General features: G+C 53.0%; 16 protein-coding genes. 9 read left to right on the top strand and 7 right to left on the bottom strand.

Annotated elements, in window-relative coordinates:
• Positions 1-5: 5 nt before the first annotated feature.
• Positions 6-917: a LysR substrate-binding domain-containing protein gene (locus tag ABDW13_RS12420; RefSeq protein ID WP_343552862.1), complete on the bottom strand. Its 912-nt coding sequence runs from the start codon at positions 915-917 to the stop codon at positions 6-8.
• Between the two features lie 99 nt (positions 918-1,016).
• On the opposite strand from ABDW13_RS12420, the gene ABDW13_RS12415 reads away from it, so the two are divergent.
• From ABDW13_RS12415 to mglC, 7 genes are all read left to right on the top strand, one after another.
• Positions 1,017-2,147 carry a YbfB/YjiJ family MFS transporter gene (locus tag ABDW13_RS12415; RefSeq protein ID WP_343552861.1) on the top strand — a complete coding sequence of 377 codons (1,131 nt, stop codon included), beginning with the start codon at positions 1,017-1,019 and terminating at the stop codon, positions 2,145-2,147.
• Positions 2,148-2,271: 124 nt separating this feature from the next.
• Positions 2,272-2,937, top strand: a complete 666-nt coding sequence (folE, locus tag ABDW13_RS12410) for a GTP cyclohydrolase I FolE (protein WP_049852430.1) — start codon at positions 2,272-2,274, stop codon at positions 2,935-2,937.
• 53 nt (positions 2,938-2,990) lie between these two features.
• The gene (yeiB, locus tag ABDW13_RS12405; RefSeq protein WP_343552860.1) at positions 2,991-4,151 is read left to right on the top strand and encodes a DUF418 domain-containing protein YeiB; all 1,161 of its coding nucleotides are present in this window, start codon (positions 2,991-2,993) and stop codon (positions 4,149-4,151) included.
• Positions 4,152-4,293: 142 nt separating this feature from the next.
• Complete coding sequence (galS, locus tag ABDW13_RS12400) at positions 4,294-5,334, top strand: HTH-type transcriptional regulator GalS (RefSeq protein ID WP_343552859.1); 1,041 nt, start codon at positions 4,294-4,296, stop codon at positions 5,332-5,334.
• A gap of 304 nt (positions 5,335-5,638) precedes the next feature.
• Positions 5,639-6,634 carry a galactose/glucose ABC transporter substrate-binding protein MglB gene (gene mglB / locus ABDW13_RS12395; protein WP_343552858.1) on the top strand — a complete coding sequence of 332 codons (996 nt, stop codon included), beginning with the start codon at positions 5,639-5,641 and terminating at the stop codon, positions 6,632-6,634.
• A gap of 71 nt (positions 6,635-6,705) precedes the next feature.
• On the top strand, positions 6,706-8,226 hold the full coding sequence (gene mglA, locus ABDW13_RS12390) for a galactose/methyl galactoside ABC transporter ATP-binding protein MglA (protein WP_343552857.1): 1,521 nt from the start codon (positions 6,706-6,708) through the stop codon (positions 8,224-8,226).
• 18 nt (positions 8,227-8,244) lie between these two features.
• A complete protein-coding gene (gene mglC, locus ABDW13_RS12385; protein WP_343552856.1) occupies positions 8,245-9,255 on the top strand; it encodes a galactose/methyl galactoside ABC transporter permease MglC in 1,011 nt (336 codons plus the stop codon).
• A gap of 82 nt (positions 9,256-9,337) precedes the next feature.
• Here mglC and sanA read toward each other — a convergent pair whose 3' ends face one another.
• From sanA to ABDW13_RS12360, 5 genes are all read right to left on the bottom strand, one after another.
• Positions 9,338-10,057, bottom strand: coding sequence for an outer membrane permeability protein SanA (sanA, locus tag ABDW13_RS12380; protein ID WP_343552855.1), 720 nt, complete (start codon positions 10,055-10,057; stop codon positions 9,338-9,340).
• 135 nt (positions 10,058-10,192) lie between these two features.
• On the bottom strand, positions 10,193-11,890 hold the full coding sequence (locus tag ABDW13_RS12375) for an NAD-dependent malic enzyme (RefSeq protein WP_343552854.1): 1,698 nt from the start codon (positions 11,888-11,890) through the stop codon (positions 10,193-10,195).
• A 160-nt stretch (positions 11,891-12,050) separates the two neighbouring features.
• Positions 12,051-12,947 (bottom strand): cytidine deaminase, encoded by an 897-nt coding sequence (gene cdd, locus ABDW13_RS12370; protein ID WP_343552853.1) that lies wholly within the window; start codon positions 12,945-12,947, stop codon positions 12,051-12,053.
• Positions 12,948-13,071: 124 nt separating this feature from the next.
• Positions 13,072-13,764, bottom strand: coding sequence for a CidB/LrgB family autolysis modulator (locus ABDW13_RS12365; RefSeq protein WP_343552852.1), 693 nt, complete (start codon positions 13,762-13,764; stop codon positions 13,072-13,074).
• Positions 13,757-14,140 carry a CidA/LrgA family protein gene (locus ABDW13_RS12360; protein ID WP_343552851.1) on the bottom strand — a complete coding sequence of 128 codons (384 nt, stop codon included), beginning with the start codon at positions 14,138-14,140 and terminating at the stop codon, positions 13,757-13,759. The genes ABDW13_RS12365 and ABDW13_RS12360 overlap by 8 nt, the downstream gene beginning before the upstream one ends.
• A 149-nt stretch (positions 14,141-14,289) precedes the next feature.
• On the opposite strand from ABDW13_RS12360, the gene ABDW13_RS12355 reads away from it, so the two are divergent.
• Positions 14,290-14,640, top strand: a complete 351-nt coding sequence (locus ABDW13_RS12355) for a DUF559 domain-containing protein (protein ID WP_343552850.1) — start codon at positions 14,290-14,292, stop codon at positions 14,638-14,640.
• Between the two features lie 175 nt (positions 14,641-14,815).
• On the opposite strand, the gene metG is transcribed toward ABDW13_RS12355, so the two are convergent.
• Entirely contained in the window at positions 14,816-16,849 is a 2,034-nt protein-coding gene (metG, locus tag ABDW13_RS12350) for a methionine--tRNA ligase (protein WP_343552849.1), read from the bottom strand.
• Between the two features lie 163 nt (positions 16,850-17,012).
• Here metG and apbC point away from each other — a divergent pair, with 163 nt between their 5' ends.
• Positions 17,013-18,125: an iron-sulfur cluster carrier protein ApbC gene (gene apbC / locus ABDW13_RS12345; RefSeq protein ID WP_343552848.1), complete on the top strand. Its 1,113-nt coding sequence runs from the start codon at positions 17,013-17,015 to the stop codon at positions 18,123-18,125.

Here is an 18,125-nt window from a genome sequence, read left to right as displayed (position 1 = left end):
GAAATTTACTCGGCAACGTGCAGCGGATGCCGCAATTCATCGTTAACCGGGCGGTCGTCAAACAATTCAATAATTAAATACTTCAGCGCTTCCACGTTGGGGGTAAACGCATCGCGCCGCCACATCAGCCAGGTCGCGGTGTCGCGATAGGCCGGTGGCAACGCATGTTCTTGCACGCGCGCGCGCGCCGGCATTTGCGCCAGCACCGAGGCGGGAATCATCGCCACGCCCGCACCGCCAGCGACGCAGGCCACCATCGCGTGATACGACTGAATCTCCATCACGCTGCTCGGCGCGGTTTGGCTTTCGCGATACCAGGCTTCCAGTTTGGTGCGATAAGAACAGCTGTTGCGGAAGGCAAATAGCGTATCGGCTTGCACATCGCGCGCGCTGGTAATCGACGCATGTTCCGGGCTGGTGATCAGGACCATCTGTTCATTAAAGGCGATGCAACCGTTGAGATCGTCATGCGCCACCGGGCCATCCACCAACGCCGCGGCCAGTGTGCCTTCACGCACTTTGTCGATGATCTCGCCAGAAGTATTGGTGATCAGTGAAAGCTCGACCGCGGGAAAACGTTGATGGTAGGCGGCCAATAAGGCAGGCAAGCGCGTCGCCGCGGTGCTTTCCATCGAGCCCAAGGCGAAATTGCCACCAGGTTCACCGGCGCGCGCCATATTCAATGCTTCGTCGCTCAGCGCCAGAATGCGCTGCGCATAATTAAGAAAATTGTGGCCCATCGGCGACAAACGAATGCGTTGCTTCTCACGAATAAACAAATCCACGCCAATCTCTTCTTCTAACTGGCGCAGTCGCGTGGTGAGATTGGACGGTACGCGATGGAGTTGCTCGGCTGCACGAGCCAACGAACCGGATTCGGCCACGGAGCAAAACATGCGCAGCTGTACTAGATCCATATTCTCTTCTCGTAAACAACTTGGTTAGTATTATTCACTTTTCGTGAGTCTAAACGTCATGCATGCTAGTGACAAGTGATAATCCATCTTGAGGTCAGAATGGCGTTTCGTGTCGCGCTCAGCGCGTTCTTAAGTTTAGTGGTTGCAATGGGGATTGGGCGGTTTGCTTTCACGCCGCAGGTTCCTTTGATGATTCAGGACCATCAGTTGACGCTCACCAGTGCCAGTTTAGTGGCGGCACTCAACTATCTCGGCTATCTGTGTGGTTCTTTTGATGCAATGCGCGCGCACAAACGGGTGGAGTGGCGTTTACAAGCGGGCGTGTGGGGCGCGGTGATCTTAACGCTGCTCTCGGCGGTGGTGAGTGGCCCGTGGCTGCACGGTTTGATTCGTTTTCTGATTGGTTGTGCCAGCGGCTGGGGATTAGTGCTTATCGCCGCGTGGAGCAACGAACAACTGCATCATTATGGTCGTCCCGGCTTATCGGCAGCGGTGTTTGCCGGTCCGGGTACCGGGATTTTCCTTAGCGGTATTTTAGCGGTGGTGCTGCATGCCAGCGGCGTCAGTGCGGCGTTTGCGTGGGCGGCTTATGGTTTGCTGGCGCTATTGCTGGTGGCGGGAATTGCACGATTTTTGCCGCGCACCGGCCAATTGCATCGTCCCGATCAAGCCCCTGCGCCGTTGGTGCTGAATGGCGATCTTAAACGCTTGGTGTTGTGTTACACGCTGGCGGGATTCGGTTATATCCTGCCCGCCACCTTTATGTCGCAAATGGCGGCAGCACGTTTTCCCGATAGCGCCTTTGCTCAATTTGTCTGGCCGGTATTTGGCGGCGCTTCGGTGATTGGCATTGTGCTCGGCATCATGACGCGGCGTTGGGGCAGCAGCCACTTACGGCTGGCGATTGTGTTGTGGATGCAGGCATTGGGCGTGGTTGCGGCGATTGTCATGCCAAGCCTGAATGGTTTGATGCTTGGCGCAGTGCTGATTGGCGGCGGTTTCCTGTGCGTAGTGCAACTGGCGTTGCAATATGGTCGGGAACTGGCACCGCATCATGCGCGCTATCTAGCTGGCTTACTCACTACCGGTTATGCGGTGGGGCAGTTGGGCGGCCCGCTGCTGTCGTGGATTTCCAGCCTGTTGTGGCATCAGCTGGAACCGGCCTTGTGGGTGGCAGGCGCGGGCTTAATCCTTGCTGGTATGCTGGTTTTACGTCGCCGCAGCGCATGAAAAGCTTTCATGCTCTATCAGATTGATTACTGGATTAAGGGCGCGGAGTGTTTCACAATACGCGCTCAGAATTTCCCCCGCAGGCCACGACCTGCGGGCGCATCACCTGCCGGAGAAGAGTAAGATGAGCACCTTAAGTCAGGAAGCCGCCCTGGTTCACGAAGCGCTGTTAGCGCGTGGTCTGGAAACGCCGCTACGCGCCCCGGTGCGTGAAATGGATGACGCTGCGCGCAAGCGCGAAATTGCCGGTCATATGACCCAAATTATGCAGTTGCTGAATCTGGATCTGGAAGATGACAGCCTGATGGAAACGCCGCATCGCATCGCTAAAATGTATGTCGATGAGATTTTCTCAGGGCTTGATTACGCCAATTTCCCGAAAATCACCGTCATCGAAAATAAGATGAAGGTGGATGAGATGGTCACGGTGCGTGATATCACGCTGACCAGCACCTGCGAACACCACTTTGTGATTATCGACGGCAAAGCCACCGTGGCTTACATCCCGAAAGAGAAGGTGATTGGCCTGTCGAAAATCAACCGCATCGTGCAGTTCTTTGCCCAGCGTCCGCAGGTGCAAGAACGCTTGACCCAGCAAGTGCTGGTGGCGCTGCAAACGCTGCTTGGCACTAACAATGTTGCGGTCTCGATTGATGCGGTGCATTACTGCGTGAAAGCGCGTGGCGTGAAAGATGCCACCAGCGCGACTACCACCACTTCGCTGGGTGGATTGTTCAAATCCAGCCAGAATACGCGTCAGGAGTTTCTGCGCGCGGTTCGTCACAGTTAATCTGTTTGGGCGACACCTTGTCGCCCATTTTCCCCCATTTGTCAGGGCACTCGATGCAACGCTATCTCGCGCTGGATTTCATTCGTGGTTGCGCCATTCTCGGCATTTTGCTGCTGAACATTGTCGGCTTTGGCTTGCCGTCGGCGGCCTATCTTAATCCGGCGTGGCAAGGGCAGGCTTCACTCTCAGATGCGTGGACGTGGGCGATCATGGATGGCCTGGCGCAACTCAAATTTCTCACGCTATTTGCTTTGCTGTTTGGTGCCGGTTTGTACATGCAAGCGCCGCGCGGCAGTCGCTGGATGTCGGCGCGCCTGACGTTATTAGTGCTTTTTGGCTTTATCCACACGCTGTTTTTCTGGGAAGGCGACATCCTGCTGGATTACGGCCTGATTGGGCTAATTATTTGGCGCATGTTGCGCGATGTGCCCTCCGACCGTGCGTTGTTACAAACCGGCGTATTGCTCTATTTAGTCGGCTGCGGTGTGTTGCTGGTGTTCGGCATGATTTCTAACGCCCAACCCAGTCGTTCATGGTTGCCAGGCGCGGCGGATTTGGAATACGAAAGCTACTGGAAACTGCTCGGCGGCTGGGAAGCGGTGCAGAATCGGCTTGATCACTTGTCATCCGGTTTGATGGCGCTGGCTTCGCAATATGGCTGGCAACTGGCCGGTTTGATGCTGATTGGTGCTGCATTGATGCGCAGCGGCTGGCTGAGCGGGCAATTCAGCGTGCAGCATTATCGCCGTTCAGCCGCGCTGTTGCTAACCATCGGTTGGCTGATCGCCATTCCCGGCATTGTCGCGCAGTGGATGATTGGCTGGGAATTCCGCTGGACCGGCTTCTTCCTGCAACTGCCGCGCGATCTTGCCAGTCCGTTTATCAGTCTCGGTTATGCAGCATTGTGTCTGGGATTCTGGCCGCAAATTGCTGCAACGCGTTTCAGTTACGCCATTCAATGCGTTGGCCGCATGGCATTGAGCAACTACCTGTTACAGACGCTGATTTGCACCACCTTGTTCTATCGTTTCGACCTGTTCCTCAAGTTTGATCGCCTGCATCTATTGGCGTTTGTTCCAGCTATCTGGTTGGTTAATATCCTGTTTTCCGTACTGTGGCTACGTTTCTTCCCACAAGGCCCAATGGAGTGGATATGGCGTAAATTGACGCGCTTAGCAGCTGGACAACCCAACTCTTCCTCTCACATCAGATAATGATGTTCATCACAAAGGTTACAGATTTGTATGTAACCGTTTTCATCCGTGTGACGTAATTCACGTAGTGGGTCCACATGCCCTGACAGAATAGCGCCGTTACGCGCTTGTCGCGCATTTTTAGCCTCTGTGGAACCGCTGCATGATAACGATTCGTGATGTTGCCCGTCAGGCCGGTGTGTCTGTTGCCACCGTGTCACGTGTGCTCAATAACAGCAGTGCAGTCACCGCCGATACCCGCGAAGCCGTGCTGGCTGCGGTTGATGCGCTGGGTTATCGCCCCAACGCCAACGCGCAGGCATTGGCAACGCAAGTCAGTGACACCATTGGCGTGGTGGTCATGGACGTTTCCGATCCCTTCTTTGGCGCGCTGGTGAAGGCGGTAGATACCGTGGCGCAGCGCGTGCATAAACACGTCTTAATCAGCAATTCCTGGCATCAGGAAGAGAAAGAACGTCATGCCATTGAGGTGTTGATACGTCAACGTTGCAACGCATTGGTGGTGCACGCGAAAACGCTTTCAGACGCTGAGTTGACACAATTTATGGGTCACGTTCCCGGTATGGTATTGATTAACCGTACAATTCCGGGATATGAGCACCGTTGTGTTTGCCTGGATAATGTCACTGGCGCGCAGGTGGCAACGCGCATGCTGTTACAACAGGGCCACCAACGCATTGGTTTTCTCAGTTCAAGTCACCCGATTGAAGATGTTACACAGCGGCGTGAGGGTTGGCTGCAAGCCTTGTCAGAGCAGGGGATTCGCCCACAAGAGTCATGGATTGCCCATGCCGAACCGGATATGCAAGGCGGCGAAGCAGCGATGGTGGAACTGCTCGGCCGTAACTTACATTTAACAGCGGTGTTTTCCTACAATGACGGCATGGCGGCCGGCGCATTGACGGCATTGAAGGACAACGGCATTCAGGTTCCGCAGCATTTCTCTGTCATCGGCTTTGATGATATTCCCATTTCACGTTACACCGATCCGCAGCTGACTACGGTACGCTATCCCATTGTTTCCATGGCAAAACTCGCCACTGAGCTGGCATTGAAAGGCGCGGCAGGTGAGCTGGATCTGCACGCTTCACACTGCTTTATGCCAACGCTAGTGCGTCGTCATTCGGTGGCTCAGCGGCAAATTGTGGAGTCGGTCACTAATTCAGGCGATAGCCCTGTGTAACCGTTTCCAATCTGTGATTGTATTCACAGTTAATTAACATGCTGCTCACTATGATGGCAGCGTCTTACCGGACTGAAACATCATGTAACGCCGGGTAATCCTTCTCCCAGCAGGTTTCAGTAGCCGATTGAAATAGTTCACAACACTCTTCAGGAAGCGTTTACCTACAGGGAAGTCAGGATTGCGATGGTGGCCCGGCTTTGCGTTTACGCGTCCGCCCCATTATTGAATTAAACCGACGGCGCTGGTTGCCCGCAGGCAATACGGCGCAATGAAATGCCCTACATAAAAAACCGGAGATACCATGAATAAGAAGGTTTTCACGCTCACAGCACTGGTTGCCAGCATGATGTTTGGTGCAACTGCGCACGCCGCCGATACCCGCATTGGCGTGACCATTTATAAATACGACGACAACTTCATGTCGATGGTACGTAAGGACATTGAGAAAGAAGCTAAAGCCGTTGGCGGCGTCCAGCTGCTGATGAATGACTCGCAGAACGACCAGTCAAAGCAGAACGATCAGATTGACGTGCTGATGGCGAAAGGCGTGAAAGCGCTGGCAATCAACCTGGTTGACCCAGCTGCTGCGGCAGTGGTGATCGACAAAGCAAAAGCTAACGATGTGCCTGTGGTGTTCTTCAACAAAGAGCCAAACGCCAAAGTACTGGCGAGCTATCCAAAAGCTTACTACGTCGGTACTGATTCAAAAGAGTCCGGCATTATCCAGGGGCAGCTGATTGAGAAGCATTGGAAATCAACGCCAGCCTGGGATCTGAACAAAGATGGTCAGATTCAGTACGTACTGCTGAAAGGCGAACCAGGCCATCCTGATGCCGAAGCCCGTACCAAATACGTTATCGATACTCTGAACAAAGACGGTCTGAAAACGCAGCAGCTGGCGATGGACACCGCGATGTGGGATACCGCACAGGCTAAAGATAAAGTGGATGCCTGGTTGTCTGGCCCGAACGCTGACAAAATTGAAGTGATCATTGCCAACAACGATGCCATGGCGATGGGCGCGGTTGAAGCGCTGAAAGCACACAACAAAACCAGCATTCCAGTATTCGGAGTCGATGCCTTGCCAGAAGCGCTGGCGCTGGTGAAATCCGGTGCGATGGCCGGTACCGTGCTGAACGATGCGGAAAACCAGGCTAAAGCCACGCTGGATATCGCCAACAACCTGGCCAATGGCAAAGAGCCAACTGCCGGTACTAACTTCAAGATGGAAAACAAAATCGTACGTGTTCCTTACGTACCAGTAGATAAAGAAAACCTGTCTCAGTTTGTGAAGTAATTCATCCTGGGCGCGGCACTTCGCCGCGCCTTATTGCATCTGACCAACGCTTTTATTTAGCCAGGTAAATTATGGCCAGTGAGAATCCGACCACACAGCGTGAATATCTGCTGGAGATGACGAATGTCTCGAAATCATTTCCAGGGGTTAAAGCCTTAGATAATGTGAATTTAAAAGTGCGTCCGCACTCCGTTCATGCATTAATGGGAGAAAACGGCGCCGGTAAATCGACATTATTAAAGTGCCTGTTTGGGATTTATAAAAAGGATACGGGGAGCATCCTGTTTCAGGGTGAAGAGATTGATTATAAGAGCTCCAAAGAAGCGCTGGAAAATGGCGTCTCAATGGTGCATCAGGAATTAAACCTGGTTCTGCAACGCAACGTAATGGATAACATGTGGCTGGGCCGTTATCCACGTAAAGGCGTGTTTGTTGATCAGGATAAAATGTATCGTGATACCAAAGCGATCTTTGATGAATTAGATATTGATATCGATCCGCGCGACAAAGTGGCGAATCTATCGGTATCGCAGATGCAGATGATTGAAATTGCCAAGGCTTTCTCTTATGACGCCAAAATTGTCATTATGGATGAGCCAACGTCATCGCTGACAGAAAAAGAAGTTAACCACCTGTTTACTATTATCCGTAAGCTGAAAGATCGCGGCTGCGGCATTGTTTATATCTCGCATAAGATGGAAGAGATTTTCCAGCTGTGCGATGAGATCACCATTTTGCGTGATGGACAATGGATTGCCACTCAGCCGCTGGAAGGGCTGGATATGGACAAGATCATCTCGATGATGGTGGGACGTTCATTGAATCAGCGCTTCCCGGATAAGACCAACGTGCCGGGCGAAGTGATTCTTGAGGTGCGCCATTTAACCTCGCTGCGCCAGCCGTCGATTCGCGATATCTCTTTCGATCTGCACAAAGGCGAAATTCTCGGCATTGCTGGCTTGGTGGGTGCTAAACGTACTGACATCGTCGAAACCCTGTTTGGTATTCGCGAGAAGTCAGGCGGCACGATTAAATTGCACGGCAAGAGCATTAATAACCACAGCGCGAATGAAGCAATTAATCATGGCTTTGCGCTGGTGACGGAAGAGCGTCGTTCTACCGGGATTTATGCTTATCTGGATATTGGTTTTAATTCGCTTATCTCCAATATTAAAAAGTATAAGTCCAGCATGGGACTGCTGGATAATAAACGCATGAAAAGCGATACCCAATGGGTAATTGATTCGATGCGCGTAAAAACGCCGGGGCATCATACCCAAATTGGTTCGCTTTCCGGTGGTAACCAACAGAAAGTGATTATTGGTCGCTGGCTGTTAACCCAGCCGGAAATATTGATGCTGGATGAGCCGACGCGCGGGATTGATGTCGGGGCTAAATTCGAAATCTACCAATTGATTGCCGAATTAGCTAAGAAAGAGAAGGGCATCATTATTATCTCTTCTGAAATGCCAGAGCTGTTGGGAATTACCGATCGTATTTTAGTGATGAGTAATGGCCAGGTAGCGGGCATTGTTGATACCAAAACGACCTCGCAGAATGAAATCCTGCGTTTAGCGTCATTACACCTTTAATGAAGCAAGGGCTTTAACATGAAAGCGACTACTAAAAAGAATGCGCTAACCTGGTTAAAAGAGGGCGGCATTTACGTTGTCCTGTTCGTACTGCTGGCAATTATTATTTTCCAGGATCCAACGTTCTTAAGTTTAATGAACCTGAGTAACATTCTGACCCAATCTTCAGTGCGTATTATTATCGCGCTGGGTGTGGCGGGCTTGATTGTGACGCAGGGTACTGACCTTTCCGCCGGACGTCAGGTGGGCTTAGCTGCGGTGGTGGCCGCCACGCTGTTACAGGCAATGGATAACGCCAACAAGGTGTTCCCACATCTGGATACCGTGCCAATCCCATTGGTGATCCTGACCGTATGCATCATCGGTGGCGTGATTGGTCTGGTGAACGGCGTGATCATCGCTTACCTCAAAGTGACGCCATTTATTACCACTTTGGGCACCATGATCATCGTTTACGGTATCAACTCACTCTATTACGACTACGTGGGTGCTTCGCCGATTGCCGGTTTTGATGCGGGTTTCTCGAAGTTTGCTCAAGGCTTCTTGCGCTTCGGTGATTTCAAACTCTCCTTCATCACCTTCTACGCGATCATCGCTATTATCTTCGTGTGGGTGCTGTGGAACAAAACGCGTTTTGGCCGCAACATCTTTGCGATTGGTGGCAACCCAGAAGCAGCCAAAGTTTCTGGCGTAAACGTACCGTTGAACCTGATTCTGGTGTACGCCTTGTCAGGTGTGTTCTATGCCTTCGGCGGTTTGCTGGAAGCGGGCCGTATCGGCAGCGCCACCAACAACCTCGGCTTTATGTATGAGCTTGATGCAATTGCGGCGTGCGTGGTCGGTGGCGTGTCGTTTGCTGGTGGCGTCGGTTCGGTGGCTGGCGTGGTCACTGGTGTAATCATCTTCACCGTCATCAACTACGGTTTGACCTATATCGGCGTGAACCCTTACTGGCAGTACATCATCAAGGGCGGCATCATTATCTTCGCGGTAGCGCTGGATTCACTGAAGTACGCACGTAAAAAATAAGACACATCACACAGCAAACAAAGGGCCGCACAGAGCGGCCCTTTTTAGTTGGGTGCGCGTTGCCGGATAGACGATAAAAAACTTACTTCTGCAACTTCTCTTCCAACTCTAACAACTGCTCTGGCGTTACGGCCGGATAACTCTGCGCATCTTCCGGCACTTCATGTACCGCTGGAATCGGAATCAACGGCCCAAGAAAACGCGGCTCGCGCTTCATTAAATACAAATCAGCCAATGCGCCCAAACGCGCACCCACTTCACGTAAGCGCACCGACAGCATATTTTTCGGCGATGGCACCGCATAACACTGCGCCTGAATGCCTAAATGCTGGGCAATATACAGCGCGCGTTCACAATGAAAACGTTGCGTAATGATGATGAAATCGTTGGTATCGAACACTTTGCGGGTTCGCACAATCGAATCCAGCGTGCGGAAACCGGCGTAATCCAGCACGATGTCGGCGGGCGCTACGCCGGCTTTGATCAAATCGCGGCGCATCGTCATCGGTTCGTTGTAGCTTTGCTGGGCGTTATCGCCGCTCAGCAGCAGATAATTGACCTTGCCGCTGTTGTAAGCATTCAACGCGCCCTGGATGCGATACAGGTAATACTGATTGATCACGCCAGTGCGATAATATTTGGCGGTACCCAAGACCACGCCGACCTGACGATGTGGCAATGAAGTCACATCTTCGTAAATAAACGGTGCGGTTTTCCAACTAATCCAGCGATCCAGGCCGAGCGCGGTCGCCACCATCAGTAAGATGATGAAAAACAGACCAAACAAAACGCGTTTAATCATGCGCGTAAGCACTCGGTTGGCAGAATTCAGAATGGATAAAGGCTACTTGAGGCAGGTCGGGGAAGCAAGCTAACGCCGGTTGGCTGATGTTATTTTAAGCATTGCCGGACCTAATCGATCCGGCAATGCCTACAATCAAATAGACGTACGACGGTAATGACGATACTGCGGCAGCCAGAAGTTATTGCTAACCGCTTTCGACAGCACATCTTCCGAAGTGACCACTGCAACACCCGCCAACTGCGCCGCTTTGCCAACTTCAATGGCGATCAGTTTAGATACGCCCTGGATGTCTTTGATTTCTGGCAGCACCGGTCCTTCACCATCATTCACCAGCGGTGAACAGTCAGCCAACGCGCGGCTGGCGGTCATCAGCATTGAATCAGTGACGCGCGTTGCACCCGCTGCAATCACGCCCAAACCGATGCCTGGGAAGATGTAGGAGTTGTTGCACTGGGCGATAGGATAGGTTTTTCCCTTCCAGGTAACAGGCGAGAACGGGCTGCCGGTGGCAACCAGCGCCGCACCGTCGGTCCACGCGATGATGTCGGCTGGCGTCGCTTCGACACGTGAAGTCGGGTTCGACAGCGGCATCACGATTGGACGTTTGGTGTGCTTGTGCATCTCACGAATGATCTCTTCGGTGAACAGGCCCGGTTGGCCCGACACGCCGATGAGGATATCGGGCTTCGCGTTACGCACCACGTCCAGCAACGAAATGGAGTCGCTGTCGGTGTCCCAATCCTTCAGGTTTTCGCTCTTCTGCACCAGTTTGCTTTGGAAGTTGAGCAGATTTGGCAGTTTGTCCGTCAGCAGGCCAAAACGATCGACCATCATCACGCGGCCGCGCGCTTCGTCATCGCTTAAACCTTCCGATTTCATCTGCGCAATGATCTGCTCGGCGATACCACAACCGGCGGAGCCCGCACCAAGGAACACTACTTTCTGCTCACACAGACGGCTACCGGCTGCGCGGCTGGCGGCGATCAAGGTGCCCACGGTAACAGCGGCGGTGCCTTGAATGTCGTCATTGAAGCAGCAAATCTCATCGCGATAACGCTCCAGCAGTGGCATGGCGTTTTTCTGCGCGAAATCTTCGAACTGCAACAGCACGTTTGGCCAGCGACGTTTCACTGCCTGAATGAATTCGTTAACAAAAGATTCGTACTCTTCACCGGTGATACGCGGATGGCGCCAGCCCATGTACAGCGGATCGTTGAGCAGTTGCTGATTATTGGTACCGACATCCAGCACCACTGGCAAGGTGTACGCTGGGCTGATGCCGCCACAGGCGGTGTACAGCGACAGCTTACCAATCGGAATCCCCATGCCGCCGATGCCGAGATCGCCGAGGCCGAGAATACGCTCGCCATCGGTTACCACGATCACTTTTACATTCTGCTTGGTGGCGTTTTGCAGCATGTCTTCAATGCGGTCGCGGTTGTTATACGAGATGAACACGCCGCGCGCGCGACGGTAAATTTCGGAGAAGTGTTCGCAAGCCGCGCCAACCGTTGGGGTATAAATAATCGGCATCATCTCTTCCAGATGATTGTCCAGCAGGCGGTAGAACAGCGTTTCGTTGGTGTCCTGGATGTTACGCAGATAGACGTGCTTGTCGTTATTGTTTTTGAAATCCAGGAACTGGCGCCATGCGCGTTCGACCTGCTCATCAATGGTTTCTACCGCTTCGGGTAGCAAACCGTTGAGGTTAAATTCGTTACGTTCTTCGAGGGTGAAGGCGCTGCCTTTATTCAACAGCGGAAATTCCAGCAGGATCGGACCCGCATAAGGAATATACAGCGGGCGTTTACTTTCGTAGTCGAGTTCCATGCAGTGCTTGCTCCGGTTGCAGTGTTTTCTGACGTATCGCCGGGAAAAGGTAACGCCAGTCTATCTTGAAGTGAAGAGGTTCTGGCGCCCGATCCTATGAAAATTCCTGCAGATGTACAGCTTTTGTTAATAGAAGGTCACAAAAGCGGTAAAAGGATCACTAAACTGATGTTTTCGAAACTAAAGTAAGTGAAAAATCTTCACATCCTAATGCGGCAAGCGTGGCGCGTGTGGCATCCAGCTGACTTAGCGTACTGTCCTGACACTCAGCCAAAACCGCTTGCTGAATAGTATCTAGCGCTTCGTTGCTCATATTCATCAAAATCAGCGCCGCCTGTAACGGTGGCAAACTTGGGTTAAAGGCGGCATTTTCCGCGTAACGTCCGGTAAACGTCTTGCCGCTCGCCGTAAGCAATGACACGCCGCTGTAACTTTTGCTGTAAGGCGCGTGGCTGTGATTCGCTGCCTCAATGGCTGCTTGCTGCAATGCGTCGCCTTGCAAGGCAAAACCGTGATCAACCGGCGTCAGCAAACGCTCGGTGATATTCAAATCTGCCGGGCCAAACGCATCGGGTAGATAATCACCCAGCGTGCTCACTGCGCGTCCCGGCAGGCTGATGCGAATAGCGGTGCCGCTGTTCAGTTCGTTCATAAACTGGCGGCAATGTCCGCATGGCGTGTAATTCACCGTTATCGCCGCCAACTGCTCTTCACCGCGCAACCAGGCATGGGTAATTGCGCTTTGCTCTGCATGGACGGTTTGTTGCAGCGGCGTATGCAAAAATTCCATGTTGGCGCCGAAATACCAATGTCCGCTGACACCACGAGAAATCGCGCCAACGTTGAAATTCGAAACGGTCGCCACGGCACAACTGGCCGCCAGCGGCAGTAAGGCCAGCGCCAGCGCATCATCATCCAACGCAGTGAGTTGTTTTAATTGCCCCACATCTTGCGGACGCAGCACGCCATGAAAATCATCCGCATCCAGCAATGGCTGAACGGCCGATTGCAACGCAGCGGGCAGGGCGGAGAAGGCGGGTGTAAATCGTGGATGCATGATGTGATGGCCTCAGTTGCACGTTAGCGGCAATGCGCCGCCTCACGGTTTATATGTGATCCAAGTCGCTATGACAATGCAAGCTGATTGGCTTGTTTCAACTTTGCGAGATCTCTCGCAAGTTTCAGCCCAGCCAATGCATGAGTAACGGGAAAAGGAACGGTGCCAGCAGCGAGGTGATAATGCCGCAAATCACCAGCGCCAGAGAGCTAAACGCACCTTCCTGATAATCAATTTCAGCGGCACGCGCGGTGCCTAGCGCATGTGACGCATTGCCAATCGCCAATCCGCGCGATGATTTGTTTTTCACTTTAAATAGATTGAGCAGCATATGGCCGAACACCGCACCCAATACGCCGGCGATTAGCACGCAAATGGCGCTGATAGCGGGAATACCGTGCAGCGATCCGGATACCGCCATGGCAATCGGTGTCGTTACCGATTTCGGCATGATGGTCGCAGCAATTTCAGGCGTCGCGCCCATCCACAGCGCAATGGCGGTGCCCGAAACCATCGCGGTGATGCTGCCAATGAAACACACGCTGATAATGGTTTTCCAGCGGGCGCGGATCTGGTGCATCTGTTCATACAGCGGCAGCGCCAGCGCCACCACCGCGGGTTGCAGTAGCTGGTTTAAAAAACTGCTGCCGGCGAAATAGCGTGCGTAGGGCATATGAGTGAGCAGCAACAAGGGAATGACAATCGCCATCGCCACCAATAATGGATTGACGATGGAGATGTTGATTTTCGCTGCCAGTTTGCGCGCGACAAAATAGGCGATAACCGTCAGAGGCAGCGACCACCATGCATCAGTCATGTGGCTTCTCCTGCGGGCGCTGCAAGCGTTCAGCGCTGAGCCCGACAATCAGCAACACCATAAAAGTACTGGCAATGCAGGAGACGACAATCGGTCCAAACTGCGCGGTGAGAATGTCGGTATAGCCCATTACGCCGACGCTAATCGGCACAAACAGCAGCGCCATATAGCGAATCAGCAGATGACAACCGGGTTTGACCCACTCAACCGGCATAATTTGCAGCGCCAGCAACAGGAACAGCAGCAACATGCCGATGATGCTGCCAGGAATGGTGATCGGAAGCAGGGCGGAAATGCCCATTCCGGCATACAGCGCCGCATAAATAATCACGAAGGCGCGCACATAGCGCCAGCAAGCAGAGAGAACGGCAGGCATGTCAGGCTCCTGTTTTCGTAGCGCTTTATCATACGCATTAAGCCAATAGCGTGCTAGCGATCACATTGGAATGCAGATTCCAGCTTTTGCATCCGATTATTTTTTTCGCCTGCCATTGGCGTAGGCTGCGCCAAAACAAGGAGGTGAGGATGCGCCATAGCATTGTGCGGCAGCGTGAACTACGGAAAGCCATGCCAGAAGCGGAACAACAATTGTGGCGTTTTTTACGTAATCGGCATTTGTGCGGTTTTAAGTTTCGCCGCCAATACAAGATTGGACGCTATATCGTGGATTTCGCTTGTATAGAACGGATGCTGATTGTTGAGCTGGATGGTGGGCAACACAATGAAGATGAAGCGAAAATTTATGATGAACAGCGCACGGCGTGTTTGTTGCGTGCAGGCTGGAGAGTGATTCGCTTTTGGGATAATCAGGTCTTCAAGGAGTTTGATGCGGTGATGGAGGAGATTTATCGGCAGTTGGTGCTGCGAGGTGAGTGAGGAGATGAATTTCCCTCACCCTAGCCCTCTCCCACAAGTGGGAGAGGGGATTATTAGGTGGAGCTGAGGCGAATTCGGTGCAAATTGTTGAGATAGAATACCGTTCTTGCAAACCGCATTAAACGGTTCCCTCTCCCGCCTGCGGGAGAGGGCTAGGGTGAGGGGAAGAGCGCACCTACTTAACCGGCATCCCCGGCACGGCTCCGCTATCAACTGACAACACAAACAAATCTTTGCCGCCTGGACCCGCAGAAAGCACCATACCTTCAGAAATGCCGAAGCGCATTTTACGCGGCGCGAGGTTAGCGACGATAATCGTCATCTTGCCAACCAGCACCGACGGATCCGGATACGCCGCGCGAATGCCAGAGAAAATCTGACGCTTCTCGCCACCCAGATCCAGCTCCAGGCGCAGCAGTTTGTCGGAACCGTCAACCAGTTCGGCTTTCTCGATCAGCGCTACGCGCATATCGACTTTGGCAAAATCATCAATGGTGATGGTGTCGCCAATCGGCGCATCGGCCAGCGGACCGGTTGCCGCTGGTTTGTTAGCGGCTGCGGCGTCCTCTTTTGAAGCCTCAATCAGCGCCTCAACTTTGGTCATTTCAATGCGGCCATACAATGCTTTAAACGGTGCCACGTCGTGATCCAGCAGCGGTTGTGCAATCGCATCCCAGCTCAGTTCGCTTTGCAGGAAGGCTTCGGCACGCGCGCTCAATGAAGGCAACACCGGCTTCAGCCAGGTCATCAACACGCGGAACAGGTTGATGCCCATTGAGCAGATCGCTTGCAGGTCGGCATCGCGGCCTTCTTGCTTCGCCACCACCCAAGGTGCCTGCTCGTCAACGTAGCGGTTGGCCAAATCAGCCAGCGCCATGATTTCGCGGATCGCACGGTTATATTCGCGGCTTGCCCAAGCTTCACCAATCTTCTCAGACGCATCCACGAAGGTCTGATACAGCGCCGGATCGGCCAGTTCGCTCGCCAGTTTGCCGCCAAAGCGTTTGGTCAGGAAGCCAGCGTTACGCGAAGCCAGGTTCACCACTTTGTTGACCACATCGGCATTCACGCGCTGCACGAAATCTTCCGGATTCAGGTCGATATCGTCGATGCGTGAAGAGAGTTTAGCCGCGTAGTAATAACGCAGGCTATCGGCATCCAGATGCTGCAACCAGGTGCTGGCTTTAATAAAGGTGCCGCGCGATTTGGACATCTTCGCGCCGTTCACCGTCACATAACCATGCACGAACAGGTTGGTCGGCTTACGGAAGTTGCTGCCTTCCAGCATGGCTGGCCAGAAAAGGCTGTGGAAATAGACGATGTCTTTACCGATGAAGTGGTAAAGCTCGGTGATTGAGTCTTTTTTCCAGAACTCATCGAAATCGAGATCGCCACGTTTGTCGCACAGGTTTTTGAATGAACCCATGTAACCAATTGGCGCGTCCAGCCACACGTAGAAGTATTTGCCTGGCGCACCTGGAATTTCGAAGCCGAAGTACGGCGCATCACGGGAAATATCCCACTGTTGCAGGCCAGATTCGAACCACTCTTGCATCTTGTTAGCAACTTGCTCTTGCAGCGCACCTGAGCGCGTCCACGCTTGCAACATCGCGCTGAACGACGGCAGATCAAAGAAGAAGTGCTCTGAATCACGCAGCACTGGCGTCGCACCAGACACCACTGATTTAGGATCGATCAGCTCAGTTGGGCTGTAAGTGGCGCTGCACACTTCGCAGTTATCGCCATATTGATCCGGTGATTTACATTTCGGGCAGGTGCCTTTGACAAAACGATCCGGCAGGAACATGCCTTTCTCTGGATCGTACAACTGCGAAATGGTGCGATTCTTGATGAAACCATTCTCTTTCAGACGACCGTAGATCAGCTCAGACATCTGGCGATTTTCTTCGCTGTGTGTCGAGTGATAGTTGTCGTAGCTGATATCGAAGCCAGCAAAATCGGTTTCGTGTTCCTGCTTCATCTCAGCGATCATCTGCTCTGGCGCGATGCCCAACTGCTGCGCTTTCAGCATGATCGGCGTGCCGTGCGCATCATCTGCACAGATGAAGTGAACCTGGTTGCCACGCATTCGCTGGTAACGGACCCAAATGTCAGCCTGAATGTGTTCAAGCATGTGACCGAGATGGATTGAACCGTTTGCGTACGGCAAAGCGCACGTTACCAGAATTTTTTTAGCGACTTTAGTCATGATTGCGTAGCGTTCCATTGATGAAAAAATGCGAGCTAGATGGTAACCGAAGCACCCTCTGGCGTAAACACAACTGCGGCGACACGTCACTTTTAACGCCTATCTGATATTATTGAACAGATATCGCCGCAATCTGGCGTGATGAAAATAACAAGGAGTAGGGATGACTTCTCAATCCCAGCAACACCATTCACCTGAAGCGCTGCGTGCCGTGGTTATCGGCGTGCTCAGTGAATTTGAACATCCGACGCTACAACATAATCTGACCACGCTGAAAGCCTTGCGCCATGTCGCGCTGCTGGATGACAAGCTGCACATCGAACTGGTGATGCCGTTTGCGTGGGCCAGCGCGTTTGAAGAGTTGAAAGCGCAAACCAGCGCCGAGTTGCTGCGTTTAACTCAAGCCAGTGCGATTGATTGGCGGTTGCGTCACGACATTGCCACTTTGAAGCGGGTAAAAAATCATCCCGGTGCCAACGGCGTGAAAAACATTATCGCGGTGAGTTCCGGTAAAGGCGGCGTGGGCAAATCCAGCACCGCAGTGAATATGGCGCTGGCGTTGATCGCCGAAGGCGCGCGCGTCGGCATTCTTGATGCCGATATTTACGGTCCTTCGATTCCCAATATGCTCGGTACTGAAAGCCAGCGCCCGACCTCACCGGACGGCACGCATATGGCGCCGATTATGGCGCACGGTCTGGCAACCAACTCGATTGGCTATCTGGTGACCGATGACAACGCCATGGTGTGGCGCGGTCCGATGGCCAGCAAAGCCCTGATGCAGTTGCTGAACGAAACCATGTGGCCGGATCTCGATTATTTGATTCTGGATATGCCGCCGGGAACCGGTGACATTCAGCTGACGCTGGCACAAAACGTGCCGGTGACCGGTGCATTGGTGGTGACCACGCCGCAGGATATTGCGCTGATCGATGCGCGTAAAGGCATGGTGATGTTCGAGAAAGTCAGCGTGCCGGTGCTGGGGGTAATCGAAAACATGAGCATGCACATCTGTAGCGAATGCGGCCATCACGAACCGATTTTCGGCACCGGTGGCGCGCAGAAGCTGGTGGAGGATTACCACACCCGCTTGCTGGCGCAGTTGCCGCTGCACATTATGCTGCGTGAAGATCTGGATGATGGCGAGCCGACGGTAGTGCGTCGTCCTGACAATGAATTTACCGCGCTTTATCGCCAGCTAGCTGGACGCGTGGCGGCGCAGTTGTATTGGCAGGGCGACGTTATTCCGGCTGATATCGCTTTCCGCGCGGTTTAA

The organism is Pantoea sp. (assembly GCF_039594315.1).
Taxonomy (GTDB): Bacteria; Pseudomonadota; Gammaproteobacteria; order Enterobacterales; family Enterobacteriaceae; genus Pantoea.
The sequence above is the reverse complement of the archived record's forward strand: the minus strand, read 5'-3'. Positions and strand labels throughout refer to the sequence as shown.